Below are 19657 nucleotides of genomic sequence, written 5' to 3'. Positions count from 1 at the left end.
CTTGGGGAAAACAGGCGACAGAGTAGAAACTCGCCTGCATCGATAACTCGATCAGGATACCTCAACGATCCGCCGGGCCGAGCCGGCAAACGAGGCACCTCGCAGATTTTGATCGTCCACGTTCGATCGCGATGGCTGAATCCTCGATCTGCACACGACGTCCCGCAATTTCTCACGCGATGACGCTGGCGCACGTTGTGCCCGGGTCTTGCACTGCCCGGATGGGTGCCTGCGAATCTGCTGGTCGTCGCGATCGTGCTCGCCGGAACCGCGAGCGGGGCGCTTGCGACGATGTCGCCCAGAACGGCGTGGGCGGCCGCGATCGCGAGCGCGTCGTGGGCGTTGCTCCTCGAACGCCGCGCGCGGCGAGGCTGCCTGCTGGCGGCGCTGTTCGCGGCGGCGGCCGGGCACGCCGCCGGCGCCCGCGACAGCGCGCTCGCGCCGCCGCTGGCCGCCTGGCTCGACCGCCAGCCGGCGCGCGACGCCGCACCCATCGAGGTCGACGGCACGCTCACCGAAGACGCGTCGCCCGGTGAAGCGGAGGTGCGGCTCACGATGGACGTGGCGCGGGTGCGTCACGAGGCGGCCTGGCAGCCGATGACCGGCCGCATCCATGTCTTCGTCGCCGGCCAGTTCGGCCACGACATCGTACGTGAGTGGACGGCCGGCCGGCGCATCCGCGCGCCCGTCCGTTTGCGGCCCGTGCCCGTGCTGCTCAACCCGGGCGGCCCGTCGGCGCGCTGGCAGGCGTTGACCCGGCGCGTCGTTGCAACCGGCACGATCAAGAGCGCGCTGCTGATCGAGGTCGCACGCGCGCCGCTCTGGGACGAAGCGGCGGCTCGCGTGCGAGCGGCCGTCAGGCGCGGCGTGGCGCGCTGGTTCGCACCCTACCCGCCCGACGTCGCCGCCATCGTCACGGCCGTGCTCATCGGCGACCGCGCGGGAATCGACGAGGCTGTGGAGGAGCGTCTGCAGCGTGCGGGCACCTATCACGTCGTCGCGATCTCGGGAGGGAATGTCGCGCTGCTCACGGCCGCCGCGTACCTGGCGCTTCGTCTGGTCGTTCGTTCGCACCGCTGGCGCGCGGCAGCGGCGCTGGTGCTCGTGGTGACGTACGGCTGGATCGTTGGCGGGGATCCCTCCGTGACCCGGGCCGTGGCGGCGGCGTGTCTCTACCTCGTGTCGGTCATGGCCGGGTTGGCGTTGGCGCCGATGACGGTCGTCGCCCTGGTGGCGCTGGCCATCGCGATTGCCGATCCGCTCGCCGTGCTGAACGCGGGGCAATGGCTCACGTTCGGCGCGACGCTCGCCATCGTGCTCGTCGCCGGACGCCCGCCCCCGCACGGTGAGACGCGGCGAGGCGTGCTGGGGCGGGCCGTGCGCGATGTGTGGCGGGCGACGATAGCGGCCGAGCTGGCGCTGCTGCCCGTCGGGGCGGCCCTCTTCGCGCGCGTCAGCGTCGCCGGTCTGGGCCTGAACTTCGTCGCCGTGCCGATGATGACCGTCGTGCAGGCGAGCGCCGCCGTTGCCGTCACCTCCGGCGGCGTGCTGCCGATGGTCGGGCGCACGGCCGCGTCCGTGGCGGCCGTCGCGGCGTACGCCATCCTGGAATCGGCGCGCCTGGTGGACCTCGTGCCGTGGCTGTCGTGGCGCGTGCCCCCGCCGCCACTCGCCATCGTGCTGCTGTTCTATCTCGGCGGCGCGGGCTGGCTGCACGCCACGGCGCGCATCGCACGCCGGCGCGCTGCGGCGGCGGCGTTTCTCGTCGCGATCGTGTTCATCGTCTCCGCGCCGTTGACCTCGTGCGCGCGGCCGCCGGACGGATGGCTGCGGCTGACGATGTTCGACGTGGGGCAGGGCGAGGCCATGCTCCTGCAGGTGCCGGGCGGCCTCGCGTTCCTGATCGATGCGGGCGGGCGGACGACGCGGTTCGACAGCGGCGAGCGGATTCTCATGCCCGGCGTCTGGGCCAGCGGCGAACGCCGTCTTCGCGCGCTGGCGTTCAGCCACGCGGATCTCGATCACATCGGCGGGGCGGAGGCGATGACGCGCCAGTTCGGCCCGGCCGAAATCTGGGAAGGCGTCCCGGTCCCGCCTCACCGCGAGCGCGCGGCGCTCGTGGCGGCCGCGGACGAGCGGCGGAGCACGTGGCGTACGCTCCAGCGCGGCGACGGCCTGCGCGTCGGGAGCGTGTCGCTCACGGTGTTGCACCCGCCGTTGGCAGACTGGGAGCGCCAACGGGTCCGGAACGACGACTCGCTCGTGCTGCGCGTTCGATACGGCGACGTGGAGATGCTGCTCACCGGCGACGTCGGCGCCGAGGTGGAGCAGGCGCTCGATCTCGCGGACGCGGCGCCGCTCCGGGTGCTGAAGGTCGGGCATCACGGCAGCCGTTCGTCGACGACCCGTGAGCTCGTGGAGCGGTACGAGCCGGATGTCGCGCTCATCAGCGCCGGCCGCGGCAATCCGTTCGGGCACCCGTCGGCGGACGTGCTCCGCCGCCTCGAGCACGCGGGGGCTCGCGTCTATCGCACCGATCGCGACGGCGCGATCATCGTCGAGACCGATGGGCACGTGGTGCGCGTGCGCCCGATGCGCGGGCCGGGCCGGACCGTCCGCGTGTGGCCGAGCGGCGCTTGACGAGGTTCCAGACGGCGTCGAGCGTGTCGGGTGGCGTTGCCCCCACGGACCGGCCGCCGGCGGCAAGCGTGGCTTCGAGGGCGCCGAAGCGGCGCGTGAACTTGTCGTTGGCCTCGCGCAGCGCCGATTCGGGCTCTACGCCGAGATGCCGCGCGAGGTTGGCCAGCGTGAAGAGCAGATCGCCGAGCTCCTCGGCCACGCGCGCGTGGCCCTCGGCCAGCGCGCCCCTGAGCTCGCGGACCTCCTCGTCGATCTTGTCCACGACCGCCTCGGGGTTCGGCCAGTCGAAGCCGACCGCGGCCACGCGCCCGCCGATCTTGTGAGCGCGCAGCAGGGCAGGCAGGCCGCGAGGCACGCCCGACAGCAGCCCCGCCTGGCGGCCGGCCGCTTTCTGCTCGCCGGCCTTCAGCTCCTGCCATTGCTCGACGACTTGCCGCGGGCTGCGAACCGACCGGCCGGTCCGCTTGCGGAGCGGCCGCCCCGTCGGCGTGAACACGTGAGGATGGCGGCGGATGAGCTTGGCGGTCAGAAGGCTGATGACGTCGACGACATCGAAGCGATGGGCCTCCGCGGCAATCTCGGCGTGGAAGACCACCTGCAGCAGCACGTCGCCCAGCTCTCCCGCGAGAGCGTCGAGATCGTCGCCGTCGATGGCCTCGAGCGCCTCGTAGGTCTCCTCGAGCAGATACGAGCGCAGCGAACGATGCGTCTGCTTTCGATCCCACGGGCAGCCGCCAGGGGCGCGCAGCGTGTGCATGACGGCGACCAGCCGGGCGAAGGCGGCGGCCGGTGTGGCGCGGCGCGGCGAGCGGCCGCGCCCGCGCCGGGCGGGGGAGGGCACGACCGCCATGCTAGCATTCACTCTTCGTGCGCGTGCTGTTTCTCGGCACCGGCACGTCCCACGGCGTCCCGATGATCGGGTGCGACTGCGACGTCTGCCGATCGCCGGATCCTCGGGACAAGCGATTCCGGCCGTCCATCTACGTCGAATGCGACGATGGGTCGTGCGTGCTGGTGGATACCACGCCGGACCTGCGCACGCAGGCCCTGGTCCACGACCTGCGGAAGGTGGACGCGGTCGTGCTCACGCACGCCCACGCCGACCACGTGATGGGCCTCGACGAGGTCCGCCGGTTCAACGCGATCAGCGGCCGCGCGATGCCGATTCACGGCGATGCCGAAACGCTCGAGAGCGTGGCGCGCATCTTTGCCTATGCTTTCGCACCCGACGCGCCGCGCGGCGGCGGCGTACCGCACCTGGACCTCGTGCCGATCACCGGGCCGTTCCAGGTGGGGGCGCAGGCCATCGTGCCGGTGCCGGTCCAGCACGGCCGATGGGGCGTGCTCGGCTTCCGGTTCGGGGCGTTCGCGTACCTGACGGACACGAACCGCATTCCCGAGTCGTCGATGCCGCTGCTCTTGGGTCTCGACGTGCTCGTGATCGACGCCCTGCGCAAGCGGAAGCACCCCACGCACTTCACGCTCGAGGAGGCCGTGCAGGCCGCCCGGCGGATCGCCCCGCGCCTGACGTACTTCACCCACATCTCGCACGAGCTGGGCCACGCGGCCACGAACAGCGAGCTGCCCGACGGAATGGCCCTGGCATACGACGGGCTGACGATCGAGCCCCGCTAGGATGCCGGCCATGGAGGTGATCGCGTTTCCCGACGATCAGCGGCCCAACTGGCCGCATCCCGTCGTCGCGCTCGGCAACTTCGACGGCGTGCACCGTGGCCATCAGCAGCTCATCGACGAGGTCCGGCGGCACGCCCATGAGCGGGCGGGCACGTCGGTGGCGATGATCTTCGATCCGCACCCGCCACGCGTGCTGCGTCCCGACAAGGCCCCGCCGCTCCTGATGACGCTGGACCAGAAGCTCGAGGCGTTCGAGCGCGCCGGGATGGACGCCGTGGCGATCGTGCGCTTCACGCCGGAGCTGTCGCGTTGGGAGCCCGAGGTGTTCGTCGAGACGGTGCTCGTCGACTGGCTGCGCGCAGCCGACGTCTGGGTGGGCGCGAACTTCCTCTTCGGCCGCGACCGATCGGGCACGTTCACGCTCCTGCGGGCGCTCGGCGAGGACCGCGGCTTCCGCGTCGAGAAGATCGATCCGGTCCGGTACAAGGACTTCGTCGTGTCGAGCACGCGCATCCGGCACCTCGTCGCGGAAGGGCGCGTGGACGAGGCCGGATCGCTGCTCGGCCATCACTACTTCGTCGACGGGGAGGTCGTGCGCGGGGACGCGCGCGGCCGCACGCTCGGTTTTCCGACGGCGAACCTCCGGACCGAGAACGAGCTGCTGCCGGCGCACGGCATCTACGCCACGCTGGCGATGATCGGCGCAACGGCGCACCCTGCCGTCACGAGCCTCGGCGTGCGCCCGACCTTCGGCGAGGCGGGGCCCGCCACGCTCGAAACGCACATCCTCGACGGCGAGTACGACCTCTACGGCCGACGCCTCCGCCTGGCGTTCGTCAAGTGGCTCCGCCCGGAGCTCAGGTTCGCCGACACCGACGCCCTGACCATCCAAATCCGCCAAGACTGCGCCACCGCACTCGACCTGTTCCGCCGCATGGGCCTTTGAGCCGGATCGACCCACCGCCGGGTCGCGAACCCTGCACCGATGGACCGGAGGACTCGCCCCGGACCAGGGACCGACGGACCGTCGGACCGAAGCGGCGAACCCCGGACCGAGGACCACCGGACCGAAGCCGCGGACCCAGGACCGACGGACCATCGGTCCGAAGCGGCGAACCCAGGACCCCGGACCCGGGACCCGGGACCCGGGACTGTTAGAATCTCTCCCCGAGATGCCCGACGCGGTGTTCAACCTGCGCGTGCCGGCCGGTGCCGACTATCGGTCGCTCGCCGTCGACGTGGTCGCGCGCTATTTCGACCTCATCGGTGGCGCCGAGTCGGAACGGCAGGCGCTGGCGGCCGCGTTCGGCCGCGCGCTGGACGAGCTCGTCGGCGCGACCGGTACGCCGGGCACCATCGAGGTCTCGTGCGTCGGCGGCAAGGCCGGCGGCGAGCTCCAGCTTCGCTGTGGCGGCCGATCGGCGGTCGTCCGGTACGAGAACCCACGTCCACAGGCGGCGCGCTAGCGTCGAGATTGAAGCCGCCCAGCCGTTCCGTCCAGCCCATGCGCTTGTACAACACCCTCACGCGATCCGAAGAAGAGTTCGCTCCCGCCGACGGCAAGACCGTGCGCATGTACACCTGCGGGCTCACCGTCTACGCCCGCGGGCACATCGGCAACTTCCGCACGTTCGTGAGCCTCGACGTGCTGCGGCGCGTCCTGAAGTATCAGGAAGGCTACGCGATCCGCCAGGTCAGCAACTTCACGGACGTCGACGACAAGACCATCAACGCCTCGCAGCAGGCAGGCAGGTCGCTTGCCGACTACACCGCCACCTACATCGCGGCGTTCCACGAGGACGCGGCGGCCATGGGCCTCGAGCCGGCCGAGGAGTACCCGCGCGCCACCGACGCCGCGAACCTGCGCGCCATGGCCGACATGGTGCGGGCGCTCGACGCACGCGGCCACACCTACACGTCCGACGGCTCGGTCTACTTCCGCATCGCGTCGTTTCCGGCGTACGGCCGTCTCTCGCGGCTCGACGCCGAGGGCATCCAGGCTGGCGCGCGCGTCGACTCCGATTCCTACGGCAAGCAGGACGCGCGCGACTTCGTGCTCTGGAAGGCATCGAAGCCCGGCGAGCCGAGCTGGGACTACGGGTGCGGCCCCGGCCGGCCGGGCTGGCACATCGAGTGTTCGGCGATGGCGCTGCGGCTCCTCGGTGAGCCGCCGATCGACATCCACGGCGGCGGCATCGATCTGACGTTCCCGCACCACGAGAACGAGATCGCCCAGGCCGAGGGCGCCACCGGCACACCGTTCGTCCGGTTCTGGGTCCACGTCGAGTTCCTGAACATCGACAACGAGAAGATGTCGAAGTCGCTCGGCAACGTGTTCACCGTGCGCGACATCCTCGATCGAGGCTACCGGGCCTCGGCGCTCCGTTACCTGCTGCTCTCGGTCCACTACCGCAAGCAGCTCACGTTCAACTGGGACGTGCTCGATCAGGCCGACGCCGCGCTGACGCGGCTGTCGGACTTCCTGGCCCGGCTGGATGCCGTGAGCGGCGGCGGCGATGCCGCGCCCGACGTGACGTCGCGGCTCGAGCGCGCGCGAACCGACGCCCGCGCCTGTTTCGCGGACGACCTGAACGTGCCGGCGGCGCTCGGCGTGATCTTCGATCTCGTGCGCGAGATGAACGCCGCGATCGACGAGGGCCGGCTGACTCGCGCCGGCGCGGCGGCCGTGCGGGCGCAGTTCGACGACTGGGACCGGCTGCTCGGCGTGCTCACGCTGCGCCGCCGCGAGGACGAGCGCCCGCCGGTGCCGGTCGAGGAGATCGAGCGGCTGATCGCCGAACGCCGCGAGGCTCGCGCCGCGCGCCAGTTCGCCCGCGCCGACGAGATTCGCCGCGACCTCGACGCCCGCGGGATCCTCCTCGAGGACTCGGCCGCGGGCACCCGATGGAAGCGGAAGTGAGCTCGCGCAGTATCATCGGGCCATGACCCTCGACGTCTCTGCAGAGATCGAGATCGCCGCATCCCCTGCCGACATCGCCGGCATCATGTTCGATCCCCAGCGCGAGCACGAGTGGATCAAGGTGATCAAGCAGGTCGACCTGCTCGACCAGGCGCTCGAGCCCGGCGCTCGCGTGCGTCGCACCGGCACGCTCATGGGCTACGAGTTCAGTTGGACGACGGAAGTGGAGTCGGTCCACTTCCCGCACCTGCTGATCCTGAAGGTCACCGACGGGCCGTTCAGCGGCATCATCCGCTACGACGTGCAACGGTCGGGCGCGGGGTCGCGCGTGCGTGTGCGCAACGTCGGGCAATCCGACGAGCTGCCGGTGCCGGCTTCGATGCTGGCCGGCCCCCTCAAGAGCGCGATGCAGTCGGACCTCGAGCGCCTGAAGGCGCTCGTCGAAGGCTGATCGGACCGCTACCGCAGCGCGCGGTCGATCGCGGCCTGCGCCAGGGGCGCCATGATGGCGTAGCCAGCCGCATTCGGGTGCAGGTCGTCGCCCGTCAGCTCGCTGCGCATGACCCCTGACGCATCCACCATCGCCGAGAAGTAATCGAGATAGACGTGGCCATGGGCCGCCGCGTAGTCGCGCATCCACGCGTTGATCGCCTGAATCCTCGCCATCGGCCTCGTCGTCGTCTGGGGGAGGCCGCTCGGGCCGACGTGGTAGGCGCTCGTCGGCGTGATGCTCGACAACACGACTTTGATGCCGGAGGCGACCGCCAGTTCGCTCATCGACGCGAGGTTGCCTTCGATCTCCTCGTCGGTCATCGGACCGGTGTTGCCGGCGATGTCGTTCGTGCCGGCGAGAATGACGACGGCTTTCGGTTTCAGGGTGATGACGTCCGGCCGGAAGCGGACGAGCATCTGCGGGGTGGTCTGGCCGCTGATGCCGCGGCCGGCGTAGCGGCGGCCAGGAAACCAGGGGCCGAACCGCTCCTGCGGCCACGAGTCGGTGATCGAGTCGCCCATGAAGACGACGTCCACGGGGCCGGCGGCGCGATTGGCGTCACGGTAGCGCGCCAGTTGCGCCCAGTCGCGCAGGCGGACGTCGTTCGTCATGACGCCACGAAGCGCCGCGGACAGCTCGACGCAGCCGAGTTGCCCGACCGGCAGCGTCTGGCCGGCCGACGCAGCAGGCGCCGGCGCGGCGGGCTGCTGCGCGCGCACGGGACGTCCGGCGCTGAGGGAAAGGGTGACGAGCACGAGCGTAGCAGTGCCGAACACGACCTGACGTGCATGCATGGGATCCTCCCGGCGGAAGCGTGGATGCGGCATAGTATCGCCAGGGCGGCAAGGCGAGGAACCACCGATTGACGATGAGTTTGCACCGGCTCAAGGCCGGATACCTGGCGCTCGTGGCCGCGGCGGCGATCGCCACGTCCTACTACTTCAACTACCTGTTCTTCTTCCTGCACGACCGGTTCGGATTCGAGAACCGGGAGAACCTTGCCGTCGCCGCCCTCCACGGCGCCATCTACATCGTTGCGTCGTGGCAGGCCGGCCGCTTCGCCGAACGGCGCGGGTTTCATCTCAGCCTGCGGATCGGGTTCACCGGGCTGCTGGTCTGCATGCTGATCGGGCCGTTCGTGACCCGGGCGTGGCTCGAGATCGCCCTGCTGGCGTGCTACTCCACGTCGGTGTGCTTTCTGTGGCCGGCGATCGAGGCGCTGATCACGGAGCACGAGCCGCCCGCGCGTGTCCCGCACATGGTCGGGCTGTACAACTGCACCTGGTCGACGGCGTCGGCCGTCGCCTACTTCACGGGCGGTGGTCTCTACGACTGGCTGGGCAAGGGCGCGCTCTTCGGCATTCCAGCCGCGGTGTTCACGGCGCAACTGGGGGCGACGATCTGGCTCGATCGGCAGGCCCAGCACGTCGTGGTGCCGGCGGCGGCCGCGCCCGATCCGACGCCGCATCCCGATCCGCGCGCCTACCGGCAGCCGGTGCCGCCGGCCGTCTTCCTCAAACTCGGCTGGGTCGCGAACCCGTTCTCCTACGTCGCGATCTACACGCTGCTCGCGACGATGCCGAGCATCGCGGAGCGGTTCGGCTTGTCGCCCGCGCGCGCCGGGCTCGTCTGCTCCGTGTGGCTGTTCGGCCGGCTCGTCGCCTTCGTCGCGCTCTGGAACTGGACCGGCTGGCACTATCGCTTCCGCTTCCTCGTCGGCGGCTTCGCGACGCTCGCCGTGAGCTTCGTGACGATCCTGCTCGCACCCGCGGTCTGGATGCTCGTCGTGGCGCAGATCACCTTCGGGCTGTCGTGCGGGCTGATGTACTACTCGTCCCTCTTCTACTCGATGGACGTGGGGGAGGCGAAAGCCGAGCACGGCGGTTTCCACGAAGCCGCGATCGGCGTCGGGATCTTCGCCGGCCCGGCCCTGGGGTCGGCGTCGCTCTACCTGTTTCCCGGCTACGCGCGCGCGAGCGCGCTGGCGGTGTCAGGACTGCTGGGGGCGGGGCTGCTGCTGCTGGTGACGATCTGGGCGATGGCGAGAAGGGAGCGCTGAGCACCGATTGGGCATCTGGTGATTCGTTGTTTGGAGACAGCCGACTCGATTCGAACAACGAATCCCCAAATGCCCAATGGCCGGATCAGTTCTTGGTCATCGTCAGGCCCGTCACCGTGCCTTCGGTGTTGTGGGCGAAGCGGACGCCGTAGACGCCGTCGGTGGACTTGAGCTTGCCCGCGGTCACGAGGTCCGCCTTGCTGTAGGTGCCGACGACCTGGCCGTTGATCGCGCACTCGACGGTGTCGCCCTTCACGGACATCGCGATTTCCTGGCTGACCGGCTGACCCTGTCCTGCCGCCTTGTTGACCGACGGCGCGGGCGCGCCACGCCCGTTCATCTGGAAGGGCGCCGGCCCGAAGCCGCGCACGATGAAGCGGCCGTCACCGTAGGCGGCGCAGTAGAGGTAGCTCTGGCTGTCGGTGCCCATGTCGTTGCCTGCGATCACGATCCCGTACGGGTGGGGGTGATTGTTCAGGTTCATGTACTTGGGCTCGTGGAACGTCGCTTTGACCGTGTAGTTGCCCGTCGCCCGGTTGTTCGGATTCCAGTAGGTGATGGCCGGACCGGTCGTGACCGACAGCACGTTGCCCTGCTGCGCCAGCTTGGCGCTCTCGACGGTCAGGCCGGCCTTGGCCTCGTTGGGATCGACCTTGCCCTGCCAGCCCTGCGCGAAGATGCCGCCGCCGGCCACGCCCTTCGATGCGTCCCCCTGGGCCATCGCGCCTTGCGGCTGGGCGCCCTGCAGCGGAAGAGAGAGTGCGATGACGAACGCGAGCGCAGACCCGTAGACCAAACGCATAGTGTGACCTCGCTGAAAAGGTGGCGACGCATCACTATACAACCGAAGCCACCGGCGGAGTACGCTGTGGAAATGCGCCTGCTCGCCCGTCTCCTCCTCAACGGCGTGGCCCTGCTCGTGGCGGCCTGGCTCACCCCGGGCCTGCGGCTGGCCGGCCCCGGCACCGCGCTCGTGGCCGGTGCCGTGCTCGGCGTGGTGAACGTGCTCGTCAAGCCCGTCCTGATTCTTCTGACGCTGCCGTTCACGCTCGTCACCCTGGGTCTCTTCCTGTTCGTCGTCAACGCGATCTGTCTCGGGCTCACGGCCGCGGTCGTCCCTGGGTTCGACATCGCCGGCTTCTGGTCGGCGCTCGTCGGCGCGCTGCTCGTCAGCATCGTGAGCTGGATGCTGAACGGCCTCCTTCTCGATCCGATCGGGCGGCCGCCGGGGCGGCGAGATCGCTGAGGGACGCCTCGCCCGGCGAGGGAGCGTCGTGCCGCGGCACGCGGGGGCGGAGCCGGCGACCCGAGCCGATGGCCGATCGCCGAAAGCCGCGGCGGTTCTTGAGGCAGAATGATGTCCGGGATGGAGGCGCTATGCCGGCGACACAAGGGGCCGTGCGAATGACCGCGAACACGAGCAACGTGCTGGCGGTCATCATGGGCGGGGGCGCGGGGACGCGGTTGTTTCCGCTCACCAAGGAGCGCGCGAAGCCGGCGGTGCCGCTCGGCGGCAAGTATCGCCTCGTCGACATCCCGATCTCGAACTGCATCAACTCGGAGCTGCGGCGCGTCTACCTGCTCACCCAGTTCAACTCGGCGTCGCTCCACCGCCACATCGCGCAGTCCTACAAGTTCGATCACTTCGCCAACGGCTTCGTCGAGATCCTCGCCGCCGAGCAGACGCCGACCGACACGTCGTGGTACCAGGGCACGGCCGACGCGGTCCGCAAGAACCTCGTCCACTTCCTCAACCACGACTTCGAGTACGTGCTCATCCTGAGCGGCGACCAGCTCTACCGCATGGACTTCCGGCCGCTCATCGCGCAGCACATCCAGTCGGGCGCCGAGCTGACGGTGGCGACGATGCCGGTGCACGAACGGGAGGCGTCGGCGCTCGGGATCATGCAGATCGATCGCGACAACCGGATCACGCGGTTCGTCGAGAAGCCAAAGACGCCCGAGGCGCTCGAGGGCTTGGCGATCCCGCGCGACCAGTACGGATCGCTCGGCCTGACCGGCGATCACGAGGACCTGCTGCTCGCGTCGATGGGCATCTACGTGTTCAACCGCGACGTGCTCCTCGCCGTGCTCGACAACGACAAGGCCGATTTCGGCAAGCACGTCATTCCGGACGCGATCGGCGAGCGCCGCGTGTACTCCTACGTGTTCCAGGGCTACTGGGAGGACATCGGGACGATCCGAGCCTTCTTCGAGGCCAACCTGGACTTGACCGCCGAGCTGCCCCGGTTCAACTTCTTCGACATGGCCGCGCCGATCTTCACGCGTCCGCGCTTCCTGCCGGCCTCCAAGATCAACGGCGCGCAAGTCGATCACGCCGTCATCTCGGACGGCTGCATCATCGCCTACGCGCAGATTCACCAGTCGATCGTCGGCATCCGGAGCGTGATTCAGCCGGGCGCGCGGCTGCACCGCACGATCGTGCTGGGCAGCGACTTCTACGAATCGGCCACGTCGATCACCGAGCACGAGGCCGTCGGCCAGCCCCGGATCGGCATCGGCGCGAACACGCAGATCGAGAACGCCATCATCGACAAGAACGCGCGCATCGGCAACGACGTGACCATCTCGCCGCACGGCAAGCCCGAGACGATGGATCATCCGCTGTACTACGTGCGCGACGGCATCGTGATCATCCCGAAGAACGGCATCGTGCCGCACGGGACGGTGATCTGAGGTGCTCGACCCGACACGCGGCACGACGTGGCGGACGGTCCTCCTGCTGGCCGGCCTGACGCTGGGCGCGGCCGAGGCCGCGGCGCAGTCGCAGCCGCACGAGATGACGGCGCCCGAGACCGCGGAGCGCCAATATCCCTCGCTGCGCTTCTCCGGATTCGGCGACGTGAACCTCTCGGGCATGCGCCGCACCGAGGGCGCCCGCGGGTTCTCGCTCGGGCAGCTCGCGCTGCACATGGCGTCGGAGCTGTCGCCGCGCGTGACGTTCTTCGGCGAGCTGAGCTTCACGGCCCGGGCCGACGCCGGCACCGGGAGCCCGGCCGCCACGGGCTTCAACACCGAGGTCGAGCGCATGATCCTCCGCTTCGACCAGAGCGACCGGCTGAAGGTGTCGTTCGGCCGCTATCACACGCCGATCAACTACTGGAACACCGCCTTCCACCACGGGCAGTGGCTCCAGACGACGATCGCCCGGCCCGAGATGGTGCAGTTCGGCGGCCGATTCCTTCCGGTGCACTTCATCGGTGCGCTCGTCGAAGGCGCCGTGCCGGCGCGCGGGATGAATCTCAGCTACAAGGGGGGCGTCGGCAACGGGCGCGCCAGCGCCATCAGCCGGGGCGGCGACGCCGGCGACGTCAACGGGCAGCGCGCCTGGCTCGTGAACGTGTTCTCCAAGCCCGATCGCTTCTACGGCCTCGAAGTCGGCGCGGCCGCCTACGGCGACCGCATCACGCTCGCCGATGCCCGCGAGTTCTCGGAGCAGATCGTCGCCGCGCACGTCGCCTGGCAGAAGGAAGAACCCGAGCTCATCGCCGAGATTGCGAGCGTCCGCCACACGGCCGTCGGCGGCGCCTCGTCCACGTGGAACCACGCCTACTACGTGCAGGGGGCCTATCGGCTGCCGCAGTTCGAGCGGCTGTGGAAGCCGTACGCGCGATTCGAACACGTCGGCATCGACGCGGCCGATGCCGTCTTCGCGACCGTCCCGCGGCTCGATGGCCTGACGCTCGGCGTGCGATACGACGCCTCGTCGCTCGCCGCGATCAAAGGCGAGTACCGCACGTGGACGCGCGGCGCGGACAGCGTGCGCAACCACGGCGGCTTCTTCCAGGTCTGCTTCACGTTCTGATGCGCGGCCGCCCTGCTCGTCCGTCGTGGAGGTTCGCGCTCGTCGTGCTGTGGCTCGGCGTCGCGGCGCTGGCGGCGCCGCGGTCACTCGGCGCCCAGACGCCGGAGATCGCGGTGATCGTGCACCCGGCCGTGCCGATCGACAACCTGACGACGGCCGAGCTTCGCCGCCTGTGGCTCGGGGATCGCGACTTCTGGCCGTCGGGCGTCCGCGTCACGCTGCTCATCCGCGCGCCCATCGCGCGCGAGCGCGACGCCGTCGTCCAGACGATCTGCCAGATGACCGAAGCCCAGTTCCGCCAGCACTGGATCGCGAAAGTGTTTCGCGCCGACACGGCCAATGGGCCGAAGCTCGTCTACTCGAACGAGATGGCGATCGAGCAGGTCGGCCGCACGCCCGGCGCGCTCGCGTTCGTGCAGGCGCCGGTCGCCAGCCGTGCCGTGAAGCTGCTGCGAGTGGATGGCCGCCTGCCGGGCCAGCAGGGGTACGGGCTCAAGTAGACGCTGGCGGGGGCTCGGCTCGGCCGTCTCACTGGCTCAAGCCGAGCCTCGCGAGCAGCGCGGTGAAGCGCGGATCGTTTCTCAACGCGCCATACCACGGCGCCGTGCGGATCTGCGTGATGCCGAAGTCGTGTTCCTCGTAGGCCTTTTCGAGCGCGTCCAGGGCGCGCGTGCTGTCGCCGAGGCCGGTGTGGACGAGCGCCACGGCGGACGAGGGGACGTACGTCCTCGCGGCAAGCGCGCCCAGATCGCGGAGCACGCCCTCGGCCTGCGCGCGATCGTGCGCGCGGGCGTAGGCCAGTCCCAGATAGCCGAGCACCACGGGGCTGTTCTCCGAGAGCGTGAGCGCCTGCTTCAGCTCGGCGATCGCCTCGCCGTGCTGGCCGCCTTCGCTGTAGGCGAGCCCCAGGCTGCGATGGGCGGCGAGTGAGTTCGCGTCGAGGTCGAGCGTCTTTCGAAGCTGGGCGATCGCCTCCGCCGTGTCGCCGGCGAACAGCAGGTACCACCCGAGATCGCTGTTCACGAGCGGCGACATCGGATCGAGCGCGAGCGCCCGTCGTCCTTCCGCGACCGCGTCGGCCGTCCGGCCGACGGTCATGAGGTACTTCGCGTACTGGCTGTGCGCGAGCGCGGAATTGCCGTTGAGCGCGAGGCCCTGCGTGAACGCGGCGTCGGCCGCGATCCAATCCCAGTCGAGCAGCAGCCGGATGTGTCCCAGCGCGACGTGGGCCTCGGCGAGCGAAGCGTCGAGGGCGAGCGCCTGGAGTGCCGCGCTCTTGGCCTCCGGCAGCATCTCCACCCAGTACGATCCCAGCAGGAGGTACGAGTCGGCGAGGCCCGTGTACGCGAGCGCGTACTTCGGATCGCGGCCGATCGCCTGCTGGTAGTAGTTGATCGACTGCTTGTAGCCGTCGATCGTGCCCTTGTTCCAGAAGAAGCGCCCCTGCAGGTACGCCTGATACGCGTCGGCGTTGTCGGTGTAGCGCTTCGTCACGCGCCGGCGGTCTTCGCCCGACAGCCGCGGCTGCACCTTGTCGAGAATCTCCTGCGCGATCTCGTCCTGCACGGCGAGCAGATCGGCTTGCGGCCGGTTGTAGAGCTGGCCCCAGAGCTGCGTGCCGTCGGCGACGTTCACGAGCTCCGACTGGATGATCAGCCGATCGCCGCGCACCGTGACGTGTCCGGTCACCACGGTGTTGACGTTCAGCTCCCGGCCGACCTGCTGGGCGTCCACGTTCTTGCCCTTGTAGCGGAACACGACGCTGCGGGCGCTCACGCGCAGATCGGGCAGTTGCGCGAGGCCGTTGATCAGCGTTTCGGTGATGCCGTCCGTCAGGTACTCGGTGTCGCCGGCCGTGCCGCCGGTCGCCGAGAAGGGCAGGACCGCCACCGAGTCGGCGGCCGTCACGCCGCGGCCGAGGTAGAGGACGCCGGCGACGGTCAACACGACGACGGCCGAGACGGCGCCGAGCAGCCATCGGCGCGCGGCGGCCGGCGGCGTCGCGGTGCCGGCGCCGCTCGGTTCGTGCCAGCCGCCCGTGCCTGGCGTACGCGCGTCGAGGCCGGTGCCAGCCCGGCCGGATGCCGGCGGCGCGGGTAGCGGCGCGCCGGACGCGATGCCGCGTGCCGCGGGCGCAGCGGCCGGCGTGCCCGGCATCGCCAGATGCGTCTCGTCGAAGTTCTCGGCCGGCGTCGGCACCGCCGGGCTGACGCCGGCCGTCGCCGACGGCCCGCTCGCCGGCCGGCCGATCGAGGCACGGGCGCCGTCGGACTCGCGCTTCAGGCGGCGGAGATCCGCGCGGAGCTCGGCCGCCGTCTGGTAGCGCAGCTCGCGATCCTTCTCCAGCGCCTTGTAGATGATGTGGTCGAGCTCGGCCGGCAGCGTCGGGTTGACATCGGTCGGACGCGTCGGGTGCTGCCGCAGGATCGCGTCGAAGATCAGCGCGGGCGTCTTGCCCGAGAAGGGTTCGCGGCCCGTGGCCATCTCGTACAGCACCACGCCGAAGGAGAAGAGATCGGTACGGTGATCGAGGTCGTCGCCGCGGGCCTGCTCAGGCGACATGCACGTGAGCGTGCCGATCGTCTGGCCGGTCTCGGTCGCTTGCGGCTCGGGCGGCACGAGCGTCGTGGCGGCGAACTGGTCCGTGGTGTGCGTCCGCGCCAGCTTCGCGAGCCCGAAGTCGAGGATCTTGATTTGTCCCCGCTCGGTGACGAAGATGTTCGCGGACTTGATGTCGCGGTGGATGATGCCGGCCGCGTGCGCCACGCTCAACGCGTCGGCCGCTTGCGCGCCGAGATCGAGCAGCAGATCGAGCGGAAGCGGTCCGGTGGCGACCCGCCGGCGCAGCGTCGTGCCCGAGAGCAGCTCCATCACGAGGAACGGCAGGCCGTTGTGGCTGCCGATGTCGTAGATGGCGCAGATGTTCGGATGGTTGAGCGACGAGGCCGCGCGCGCTTCGCGCTGGAACCGCTCGATCGCGAGCGGATCCGCGAGCAGCTTCTCGGAGAGGAACTTGACGGCGACCTGCCGGCCGAGGCGCGTGTCTTCGGCCCGATACACGACGCCCATGCCGCCTTCGCCGATCCGATCGACGATGCGGTAATGGGTGACGACTTCGCCGATCATGTCCGCACCAGAAACCCGGATGGTAGGGTGTGCGCATGACGGGCGTCAAGCGCACATCCGGCATCGCCGACATGCAGATCACGCCAGCTCGCCCTGACGCCGCGGCCAGGATTGCGGACCTCGTGAACCGCGCCTACGAAGTCGAACGGTTTTTCGTCGACGGCGATCGCACGAGCCTGGACGAGGTGCGCACCGCGATGGCGCGCGGCACGTTCCTCACGGCGGTGGACGAGTCGGGCGGCCTCGTCGGCGCCGTGCTGGTCGACGTGACCGGACGCAGCGCGTCGTTCGGGATGCTCGCGGTGGAGCCCGCCCGGCAGGGCGAGGGCGTCGGCCGCCGGCTCGTGGACGCCGCCGAGCGCTGCGCGCGCGAGGCCGGCGCCGCCACGATGGAGATCCGCGTCGTGAACCTGCGAGCCGATCTGCTGCCGCGCTACGCGCGCCTGGGATACGCCCCGGTCGGCGAGGCGCCCTACGTCGATCGGCCGGTCCGCCGTCCCTGTCATTTCATCCTGATGGCGAAGGCGCTATACTGAAACTGTCGTAACCGACCGTGCTTGCTGCACTTACCGACCTCTCCGGCTCGTTCGCTCCCGCCGGGATTCCAGAAGGACCGCGTGGCTGAGTCAGACCGTCTCCGCATAGCTGTATTCATCGATTTCGACAACATCGAGATTGGCGTCAAGAACACGCTCGGCGCCTCGTTCGACGCCGGGCTGGTGCTCGAGGCGCTGAAGGAACGTGGGGAGGTCGTCTCGAAGACCGCCTACAGCGACTGGCAGCGGGCCGGCGGCTACAGCCGCGCGCTGACCCAGCACGCCATCCGGATGGTGCAGCGCAACATGACGCCCGGCGGCGACAAGAACGGCGCCGACATCAACCTGGCGCTCGATGCCCTCGAGATGGCGTTCACCCATCCGCACATCAACGCGTTCGTCATCGTCGGCGGCGACAGCGACTTCATCAGCCTGGTGGAGAAGCTGAAGCAGTACGACAAGAAGGTGTTCATCGTGGGCGGCCGGCAGTTCACGAGCGTGATCATGCAGCGCAACTGCCACGAGTTCGTCGCCTACGAGAACCTGCTGGCCAGCTCCGGCGTGAGCCAGCCGGCGGCGGATCGACGGCACGGCGGCGGGCGAGAAGTGCGGGTCGAACGGTCGCCGATCGAACAGGCGATCCCGCTGGTGTCCCGCGCGCTGAAAGTGCTGTCGGAGCGCGAGGTGTCGCCGCAGTTGGGGCTGCTGAAGAGCACGTTGCTGCAGCTCGATTCGACCTTCTCCGAGCGCAATTACGGCGCGGGCTCGTTCCGTGACTTCGTCCAGAAGCTCGAGAAGGTGGGCGTCGTGAAGGTCCACCACGGCAAGGGCGGGCTGCTCGTGGAGCTGGCGGAAGGTGTCCAAACGCCGCAGCCGCCGGCCGAACGTGCCGCTGCGCCGGCCGAAGAGAGCGAGGCGGCAGCGGCCCCACCGCTCGCCGCGGGTGCGCCCGCGGCGGAGCAGGCTGGCTCACGCCAGGCACCGCCCGAGGTGATCGGCACGGCGGCGGACGGCCTCCGCGCCTTCCGTGATCTGCTTGCGCGCGCCGCCGTCCGGCGGTGGCCGATGTACTTGCGAAACGTCAAACAGGTCATCCGGCAGACGAGCCCGGAGTTCGACGAACGCTCCTACGGGTTCGCCAACCTGACCGATCTGCTGCGCGCCGCCCATCGCGAGAACATCGTGCGCGTCGATCGCGACCGGCAGGGGGTCATCCGCGTGTTCCAGGGCAGCACGCCGGTGCCCTCGTCCCAGGAGGAGGCGACGCCGGAACCCGCGGTGTTCGACGTGGAAACCGAAGAGGCGCCCGAAGCGCGGGAGCAGGAGATCGTGGAGCGGGTCGTCGTGACGGAGATCGACGTCCCCGTGTTCGACGTCGCGTACATCGAAGAGGCCGTGTCGCTTCCCGAGATCGACGTCACGCCCTACGAGGCGAGCGAGGATCGGTTGCCGGGCGACGTCGATGGCAATCGCGCCGAGCCCTCTGGCGGCCGAGAGTCGGGCGCCGCTAGCTCTGGGCGCAAGCGTCGTCCTCGCACCCGCCCGGCAGGTGGGAGCGGCCGGACGACGGCCAGAGCCCCGAAGTCGCGAGCGAGAAAATAGGCGCTCCGCGGCGCGAGAAGTCTGAGCGGCGGCTCCCCGTGCTTCGGAGCTTGGCGGCGACCGGCACCTTGCGGCCCTGCTTGGCAGCGGGCTTGCTCTGCGATCGGCTGTGCCTGTCGTCTCCGGCCGACAACGCCTCGGGAAAGCCGGCGAAGACCTCGCGTGCCGCGAGTTGACCCACCGCGGGTACGCAGTTCTTGCCAGGCGCTTCCGCACACGCTTTGGAGAAATCGACATCGTCGCCGACCATCGCGGCACGGTCGTCTTCGTCGAGGTCAAGACGAGGACGACCGGGCTGTTCGGAGAGGCGGTGGAGTCGGTGCCGGGCTGGAAGCGCCGGCGTCTCGAGACGATGGCCGTCGAGTACTTGCGGAGAGCGGGCCGGGGCGACGTCGCGTGCCGCTTCGATGTCGTCGCGATTGACGATGCGGGCAGCGCGCGGCCGATGGTGCGCGTGATCGAGAACGCCTTCAGCGCTGGCCGATGGTGATGGTTGCCTTGCCGCGTGCGAAGCGTTTCCTGTAGACTCAAGTGCTGGCAGGGGCGGGAATAACTCAGTGGTAGAGTGCGACCTTGCCAAGGTCGAAGTCGCGGGTTCGAATCCCGTTTCCCGCTCCAATCTAATCGCCGGGGCCTTCATGCATCCCGGCCGCACTCTCAGTGGGCACCGAGGTTGGTCCGATACGTGACACAGATGAGCCTCGAGATCGTCGCTGACGAGCGTTCCCTTCCCAGTTTGTCCTGAGGCGCCGTCGCCAAGCGGTAAGGCAGAGGTCTGCAAAACCTCCATCCCCGGTTCAATTCCGGGCGGCGCCTCCAT

The 19657-nt window shown here is 69.7% G+C and carries 18 protein-coding genes and 2 tRNA genes; 16 read left to right on the top strand and 4 right to left on the bottom strand.

Annotated features, from left to right (window positions below):
* Positions 1-225 precede the first annotated feature (225 nt).
* Positions 226-2640 (top strand): DNA internalization-related competence protein ComEC/Rec2, encoded by a 2415-nt coding sequence (locus IT184_05845; GenBank protein MCC7008318.1) that lies wholly within the window; start codon positions 226-228, stop codon positions 2638-2640.
* Here IT184_05845 and mazG read toward each other — a convergent pair.
* A complete protein-coding gene (gene mazG / locus IT184_05840; protein MCC7008317.1) occupies positions 2552-3490 on the bottom strand; it encodes a nucleoside triphosphate pyrophosphohydrolase in 939 nt (312 codons plus the stop codon). The genes IT184_05845 and mazG overlap by 89 nt on opposite strands.
* Before the next feature lie 62 nt (positions 3491-3552).
* Between mazG and IT184_05835 the strand changes: the two genes are divergently transcribed.
* The 5 genes from IT184_05835 (at position 3553) to IT184_05815 (ending at position 7646) form a co-directional block, all read left to right on the top strand.
* On the top strand, positions 3553-4275 hold the full coding sequence (locus IT184_05835; protein MCC7008316.1) for an MBL fold metallo-hydrolase: 723 nt from the start codon (positions 3553-3555) through the stop codon (positions 4273-4275).
* Between the two features lie 10 nt (positions 4276-4285).
* Positions 4286-5221: a bifunctional riboflavin kinase/FAD synthetase gene (locus IT184_05830; GenBank protein MCC7008315.1), complete on the top strand. Its 936-nt coding sequence runs from the start codon at positions 4286-4288 to the stop codon at positions 5219-5221.
* A gap of 226 nt (positions 5222-5447) precedes the next feature.
* Complete coding sequence (locus IT184_05825; GenBank protein MCC7008314.1) at positions 5448-5741, top strand: hypothetical protein; 294 nt, start codon at positions 5448-5450, stop codon at positions 5739-5741.
* A 38-nt stretch (positions 5742-5779) separates the two neighbouring features.
* Entirely contained in the window at positions 5780-7195 is a 1416-nt protein-coding gene (locus IT184_05820) for a cysteine--tRNA ligase (protein MCC7008313.1), read from the top strand.
* 22 nt (positions 7196-7217) lie between these two features.
* Positions 7218-7646: an SRPBCC family protein gene (locus IT184_05815; protein ID MCC7008312.1), complete on the top strand. Its 429-nt coding sequence runs from the start codon at positions 7218-7220 to the stop codon at positions 7644-7646.
* A gap of 8 nt (positions 7647-7654) precedes the next feature.
* On the opposite strand, the gene IT184_05810 is transcribed toward IT184_05815, so the two are convergent.
* The gene (locus tag IT184_05810) at positions 7655-8482 is read right to left on the bottom strand and encodes an SGNH/GDSL hydrolase family protein (GenBank protein ID MCC7008311.1); all 828 of its coding nucleotides are present in this window, start codon (positions 8480-8482) and stop codon (positions 7655-7657) included.
* A gap of 74 nt (positions 8483-8556) precedes the next feature.
* On the opposite strand from IT184_05810, the gene IT184_05805 reads away from it, so the two are divergent.
* Entirely contained in the window at positions 8557-9747 is a 1191-nt protein-coding gene (locus IT184_05805; protein ID MCC7008310.1) for an MFS transporter, read from the top strand.
* Between the two features lie 85 nt (positions 9748-9832).
* On the opposite strand, the gene IT184_05800 is transcribed toward IT184_05805, so the two are convergent.
* A complete protein-coding gene (locus tag IT184_05800) occupies positions 9833-10549 on the bottom strand; it encodes a hypothetical protein (protein MCC7008309.1) in 717 nt (238 codons plus the stop codon).
* Positions 10550-10621: 72 nt separating this feature from the next.
* On the opposite strand from IT184_05800, the gene IT184_05795 reads away from it, so the two are divergent.
* The 4 genes from IT184_05795 (at position 10622) to IT184_05780 (ending at position 14073) form a co-directional block, all read left to right on the top strand.
* Positions 10622-10993, top strand: coding sequence for a phage holin family protein (locus IT184_05795; GenBank protein ID MCC7008308.1), 372 nt, complete (start codon positions 10622-10624; stop codon positions 10991-10993).
* A 158-nt stretch (positions 10994-11151) separates the two neighbouring features.
* The gene (locus tag IT184_05790; protein ID MCC7008307.1) at positions 11152-12444 is read left to right on the top strand and encodes a glucose-1-phosphate adenylyltransferase; all 1293 of its coding nucleotides are present in this window, start codon (positions 11152-11154) and stop codon (positions 12442-12444) included.
* A gap of 1 nt (position 12445) precedes the next feature.
* The gene (locus IT184_05785; GenBank protein MCC7008306.1) at positions 12446-13573 is read left to right on the top strand and encodes a hypothetical protein; all 1128 of its coding nucleotides are present in this window, start codon (positions 12446-12448) and stop codon (positions 13571-13573) included.
* Complete coding sequence (locus IT184_05780; protein MCC7008305.1) at positions 13573-14073, top strand: hypothetical protein; 501 nt, start codon at positions 13573-13575, stop codon at positions 14071-14073. The genes IT184_05785 and IT184_05780 overlap by 1 nt, the downstream gene beginning before the upstream one ends.
* Positions 14074-14101: 28 nt before the next feature.
* Here the strand turns inward: IT184_05780 and IT184_05775 are convergent, their stop codons facing one another.
* Positions 14102-16699 (bottom strand): protein kinase, encoded by a 2598-nt coding sequence (locus tag IT184_05775; protein ID MCC7008304.1) that lies wholly within the window; start codon positions 16697-16699, stop codon positions 14102-14104.
* A gap of 35 nt (positions 16700-16734) precedes the next feature.
* Here IT184_05775 and IT184_05770 point away from each other — a divergent pair, with 35 nt between their 5' ends.
* The 5 genes from IT184_05770 to IT184_05750 all read left to right on the top strand — a co-directional run bounded on the left by IT184_05770 (position 16735) and on the right by IT184_05750 (position 19656).
* Complete coding sequence (locus IT184_05770; GenBank protein ID MCC7008303.1) at positions 16735-17235, top strand: GNAT family N-acetyltransferase; 501 nt, start codon at positions 16735-16737, stop codon at positions 17233-17235.
* A gap of 81 nt (positions 17236-17316) precedes the next feature.
* Entirely contained in the window at positions 17317-18837 is a 1521-nt protein-coding gene (locus IT184_05765; GenBank protein MCC7008302.1) for an NYN domain-containing protein, read from the top strand.
* A gap of 109 nt (positions 18838-18946) precedes the next feature.
* Positions 18947-19327, top strand: coding sequence for a YraN family protein (locus tag IT184_05760; protein ID MCC7008301.1), 381 nt, complete (start codon positions 18947-18949; stop codon positions 19325-19327).
* 53 nt (positions 19328-19380) lie between these two features.
* A tRNA-Gly gene (locus IT184_05755) sits at positions 19381-19455 on the top strand.
* Between the two features lie 127 nt (positions 19456-19582).
* Positions 19583-19656 (top strand) — tRNA-Cys (locus IT184_05750).
* Position 19657: the final 1 nt, after the last annotated feature.

It is taken from the genome of Acidobacteriota bacterium (assembly GCA_020853395.1).
Classification (GTDB): domain Bacteria; phylum Acidobacteriota; class Vicinamibacteria; order Vicinamibacterales; family SCN-69-37; genus JADYYY01.
Note: the sequence above shows the minus strand (reverse complement) of the source record. Positions and strands in the feature narration are given on the sequence as shown.

Coding starts and splice junctions, on each gene's coding strand:
- mazG (MCC7008317.1), bottom strand. CDS start 3,490: ATGGCGGTCGTGCCCTCCCCCGCCCGGCGCGGGCGCGGCCGCTCGCCG.
- IT184_05835 (MCC7008316.1), top strand. CDS start 3,553: ATGATCGGGTGCGACTGCGACGTCTGCCGATCGCCGGATCCTCGGGAC.
- IT184_05830 (MCC7008315.1), top strand. CDS start 4,286: ATGGAGGTGATCGCGTTTCCCGACGATCAGCGGCCCAACTGGCCGCAT.
- IT184_05825 (MCC7008314.1), top strand. CDS start 5,448: ATGCCCGACGCGGTGTTCAACCTGCGCGTGCCGGCCGGTGCCGACTAT.
- IT184_05820 (MCC7008313.1), top strand. CDS start 5,780: ATGCGCTTGTACAACACCCTCACGCGATCCGAAGAAGAGTTCGCTCCC.
- IT184_05815 (MCC7008312.1), top strand. CDS start 7,218: ATGACCCTCGACGTCTCTGCAGAGATCGAGATCGCCGCATCCCCTGCC.
- IT184_05810 (MCC7008311.1), bottom strand. CDS start 8,482: ATGCATGCACGTCAGGTCGTGTTCGGCACTGCTACGCTCGTGCTCGTC.
- IT184_05805 (MCC7008310.1), top strand. CDS start 8,557: ATGAGTTTGCACCGGCTCAAGGCCGGATACCTGGCGCTCGTGGCCGCG.
- IT184_05800 (MCC7008309.1), bottom strand. CDS start 10,549: ATGCGTTTGGTCTACGGGTCTGCGCTCGCGTTCGTCATCGCACTCTCT.
- IT184_05795 (MCC7008308.1), top strand. CDS start 10,622: ATGCGCCTGCTCGCCCGTCTCCTCCTCAACGGCGTGGCCCTGCTCGTG.
- IT184_05790 (MCC7008307.1), top strand. CDS start 11,152: ATGACCGCGAACACGAGCAACGTGCTGGCGGTCATCATGGGCGGGGGC.
- IT184_05780 (MCC7008305.1), top strand. CDS start 13,573: ATGCGCGGCCGCCCTGCTCGTCCGTCGTGGAGGTTCGCGCTCGTCGTG.
- IT184_05775 (MCC7008304.1), bottom strand. CDS start 16,699: ATGATCGGCGAAGTCGTCACCCATTACCGCATCGTCGATCGGATCGGC.
- IT184_05770 (MCC7008303.1), top strand. CDS start 16,735: ATGACGGGCGTCAAGCGCACATCCGGCATCGCCGACATGCAGATCACG.